Annotated in this window: 4 protein-coding genes; 3 read left to right on the top strand and 1 reads right to left on the bottom strand. The window is 56.5% G+C overall.

The features are described 5' to 3' along the window. Positions 1-316, top strand: a 316-nt coding sequence (locus tag LR394_RS40900) for a gamma-glutamylcyclotransferase family protein (protein WP_231450118.1), incomplete at its 5' end; no start/stop codon positions are given. A 121-nt stretch (positions 317-437) separates the two neighbouring features. On the opposite strand, the gene LR394_RS40895 is transcribed toward LR394_RS40900, so the two are convergent. Next, positions 438-2,834: a hypothetical protein gene (locus LR394_RS40895; protein ID WP_231450117.1), complete on the bottom strand. Its 2,397-nt coding sequence runs from the start codon at positions 2,832-2,834 to the stop codon at positions 438-440. A gap of 843 nt (positions 2,835-3,677) precedes the next feature. On the opposite strand from LR394_RS40895, the gene LR394_RS40890 reads away from it, so the two are divergent. Continuing rightward, positions 3,678-3,872 carry a hypothetical protein gene (locus LR394_RS40890; RefSeq protein ID WP_231450116.1) on the top strand — a complete coding sequence of 65 codons (195 nt, stop codon included), beginning with the start codon at positions 3,678-3,680 and terminating at the stop codon, positions 3,870-3,872. A gap of 6 nt (positions 3,873-3,878) precedes the next feature. Next, positions 3,879-4,286: a type II toxin-antitoxin system VapC family toxin gene (locus LR394_RS40885; RefSeq protein ID WP_231450115.1), complete on the top strand. Its 408-nt coding sequence runs from the start codon at positions 3,879-3,881 to the stop codon at positions 4,284-4,286. Positions 4,287-4,290: the final 4 nt, after the last annotated feature.

Genomic DNA, 4,290 nt, shown 5'->3' with positions numbered 1-4,290 from the left:
CGGATGGCAGGTCATCGCCCTGCCTGACCAGCCCTACCCGACGATCATTCGCGACGCCCAGGCCGCCGCAGACGGTGAACTCTTCACCGACCTGAGCGTTGCCGAATGGAAGGCCCTCGATGCCTTCGAAGCCCCCGACTACCTCCTGACCAGGGTCGACACCACCGCCGGGCCGGCCTACATCTACGCCGCCCCCGACGACCACGGCCTCACCCCGGCCCCCTGGGACCTGGACGACTTCCGCGAACAGCAGTTGCCGAACTACCTCGACCGCTGCCAGAGATGGCGCCAGCACTACAACGCCCAGCAGCAGTAGAGAACGAAGCCAGACCGGGATGACCCGCCGGGCATGCGGCACCTACGGCGCCGACCCGACGGTCCACCCGGCAGCTCGACCCCAGCAACAGCCCTGCACTGCCGAAAGAATCTCTTCTACATCAAGCCGGTTGCTGATTTTCGCCCCCCACGTCATTCGCACCGGATACGTCTGTACCACCCGAGAAACTTGGGTAATCGGATCGTGTGTGCCAGCGCTTCGGCCAGCCTTGCCAATACGGATCCTCACCGGAATGTTTGCGAATATTGAATCGCAAAGGACCACGAGATGCAGTGGTTGCCTTATTGAGAACAACCACCGTTAATGGATTCACCGGCATGCGTGGCGCAACGGACCAGTGCGGATTCTGGAATGTCCTCTCCTTGCCACTGCACTTATACGTGTAAAAAGCGCGCCCAAACTCATCCACGAGCGTATTCGACAAAACATAAACTTGAGGGAAGAGGCCGGACTCTTTGAGTAGCTCCGAAAATGTCATAAGGCTATTGCAGCAAGTCAATATTCTCTCGGCGGACGGAAACTCGCCCTTATCGTGTGCGGTGGCATTTCGAACGGTTGTAACACTTTCTCCCTGGATTAGCTGGGCGACGCCTTGGAGGGCGTTTAAAATCTCCGATCTGGATGATTCGGCGAGATCAAAGAACGGGACTTGATAGGGGAATTCAAAAGGGCGCCCAGCCGCTTCGCATACCGGGGGTATTTGCAGAGGCGAACGCACGAATTCGCTTGAATCAAGCTTACGTAAAACCTTCGCCAAGCGAGCGAACCCAGCCGATAGGGCGGTGATATCATTTTGGCCATCCACCCTTAAGCGCAACTCATGCCCCGATGCGGGCATTCGCGTTTCAATAAACTCGGTAACCTTGGAATTTAACGCAGGATCATAACTGAAGCCCGCATCGGCAGTCATGTGATCCGTCGTTAATGCCCATATGGAAAAATTGAGAGCGCGACGCAGGGCGCCCTCTAGCGCAGCGAACATGTTTATCAGATTGCCTCGGATGATTTCTTCTGACTCAGCTTTGCCTACGCAATTCTCCACTTCGCTCTTGTGACGTTCAAGTCTATCTAATTCGTTAAAAGAAACAGATCGAGCGACACCGAGCTTCCACAAGAGTTGGCGCTGAAGACTCTCTCGCGACGGGTTCTGTGCCGTGTCAATGCCCAACTTCTCCGCCGCCCTGCGGGCGACCCGACGGTTAGACACTACTAACTTATCGACCATTTCTTCGGGCGAAAAGGTCCGAATGGTCTCTTGCAGAAGTTCACCATCGGTAAGGCTTGTCTCGATTTCCAGGGCATACGCAAGATCTTCTGGACTGACATCTTCCGACTCAAAGTAGGTTTCATGCAGCAGTTTTAGAAGCCGCATTGCCAATGTTCCTTTTTGGATGGCTGCCACAGGGCGTACTCCGAGACTGCCAATCTCTACGGCTGGTGACGAGGCGCGACGCCAACGCCGTAACCGGGATGTCCTGACTTCGAACTCTTTAAGCCCAACTCGACCGCTTGCTACAGCCTCATCAACGGATGACACGATGTCGCGATCGGTATGCACCAAAAGGAGTTGAAGCAGGTGCGCTCGATCAAGAGACATGACAAAATCGGTTGGGCTCGCTATGACTGCATTCAAACGTTTAGAAAGTTCATTTCGCCAACCTTGCGTTGCGAGTCGCTTACGGAGCAAAATATCCGCAACGTCCCGAAGCTCTTTCTCGCTCAGTCCGTCAGATAATACATTTACAAGATCCTCGTAATCGAAAAATTGGTGCCTCACGAAATATCGATACTGTGCATCGCGAACTACCGAAACAAACCGGTCCCCTCCTCCAGAGTAGTTTTTTGACAGAAAAGCACTTAAATGACTACGGCACTTTGCAATGCTCGAGTCACCAGTGTTCAAGGTCAGCGTATGAATATCATGACAGGATTCCCGATCGCAAAGATAGCCGGGGACGTTCAGCGAAGGAGTAAGGGACCGAGATTGTTCCGATTCCGCGCAACCGAACGGTCCAGATACTGTGTCGCCTGCCTGGAATACGCCGATAGGGAGTTCTTTAAGGATTTTAATGGTCTTCCGATAGTCAAAATGAATGCGTTCCGGAAATAGTTTGGCGGCTTTATCGTGCAATTCCCGCCCGAAAACATACGGAAGTAATATGTTTTTGCGCAGCAACTCTTCCGATAGTTTACGACGTAGCGCCTCGTAATCGGAATCCAGAGAGACCAAAAGGCCTTCCGAGTGTCCGAACTGCAAGAAGAGCGCTAATGCGGCGTCATTTACCTTGATGCTCGGCCTGGAAGCCCGAAACTCGTCAAGAACTTTATGTCCAAGCGCAGTAAATTTTAGCGGCCTAACCCAGTCGTCGGATATGCGGTATGTTCTGTCAATGACGCACCGGTTCAGAAACGTCACCATTGCAAGAAGTTCCGCGAGTTTCTTTTGCTCTCCGGTGTTGCTCAACTGTTCGCGAAGCTCTTCGACGCTGGAAGACATTGGCCTGAGTTCCCTTAGTTTGCCGACCGGATTTCGGTAGATGGGCGTAATGCCCGCATATAGTACTGGTAAAATTTCGCCGTGTCATTAATGCCGGGCGACGACGGCGATTAGTGGGTCTGTGGCACGGCTAGCGACCCGATCGCGCTCGACCGCCCACGTTCTTTCTGGCATCTATCTTTGTCGGAGTAATAATTTGAGACCTGAACCGAGGCGACGCGGCATTCACCCGTTGCTTCAGCCTTCCGGTACCGCACCTCGGCTCCCCATCTACCCGGCAGCCCCAGCGTAGTCCCGGTCTGCACTCCGTGCAGACGTGTGAGGACTGAGCGGGCGTAGTTGATTGCGAGCTGCCGGGTGCGCGGTTCCTAGCTCCCAAGGGAGAGCCGCACGAACAGCTGGCGCCACCGTTGGCCCACCACGGGAGGTCGCGGTCATGCCTGAGCAACGCAGCAGCCTGCGCTTCTGGTTCCCCATCTTGCTATGCAACGCGCTCGGCCGGTTCGCCAAGCTCTGCCGGCCACTGCCACCGATCCGACGTCCGACCCCCGCCGGTCTTGATCTAGCTCGAGCTAAACCTGGTGTAGAAGCAACGACCCGGACTAAACCGCAGGAATCAACGTCAGCGAACGCGAGACAACGGCAAGCAACAGCAGGTCCAAACAGGCCCCGGACCTGGACAACGGCGGAAACCAAACGACGTCCGGAACCGTTAGAAGCCACGGATCCCGAACAAAAACACGCCCCAGGGCGTGTTCTCTGGGCTGCTTGAGCTCGGTTCAGATGGCCACACCACGGGTAGACTGACGCCGAACCTGTGCAGCCAGGAAGGTGGTATGAGCGGTGAGCGCTTCAGCGGAGCAGTACCCGGTGCCGGCCCCTCGCCCCCGCCGCACGATCGATGAGCTACTAGCGGCCAAGGGGACGCTTCCGTTCGCCTCGGTCGAGGAACTGTCAGCCAACGCTGGCATTCCCGATCCAGAGCTGGACGAGTTCCTGGTCACCTATCGGGCCGAGCGTCACCAGAACCAGGCCTGATCGATCGTGCTTCAGCCCGTCATCCTGGACACAGACGTCGCGTCGCATGTCTACAAGGGCAGTCTCCCCCATCAGCTCTCGGCCCGTCTGGTTGGTCGCCGGCCGCTGCTGACCTTCGTGACTCTTGGCGAGCTCACGAAGTGGGTCGAGGTTCGCCATTGGGGCAACACCCGCCGTCAGAACTTCTCCGACTGGCTGTCCGGGTTCGCCGTGATCGAGGGCGATGCGAGCATCGCGACCACCTGGGGACGGATCGCAGCCGCAGTCCAGTTGCGAGGGCAGACTGGTCCGCAGAACGACAGCTGGATTGCGGCGGCGTGCATCGCCCACGACCTTCCGTTAGCGACGCTGAACGTGAAGGACTATCAGCGGTTCCTCGACCACAGCGGACTACGCCTGATCACGCCCGAATAGGTCT

The sequence above is a fragment of the Kineosporia babensis genome, assembly GCF_021129305.1.
In the GTDB taxonomy this organism is placed as follows: domain Bacteria; phylum Actinomycetota; class Actinomycetes; order Actinomycetales; family Kineosporiaceae; genus Kineosporia; species Kineosporia babensis.
The sequence above is the reverse complement of the archived record's forward strand: the minus strand, read 5'-3'. Positions and strand labels throughout refer to the sequence as shown.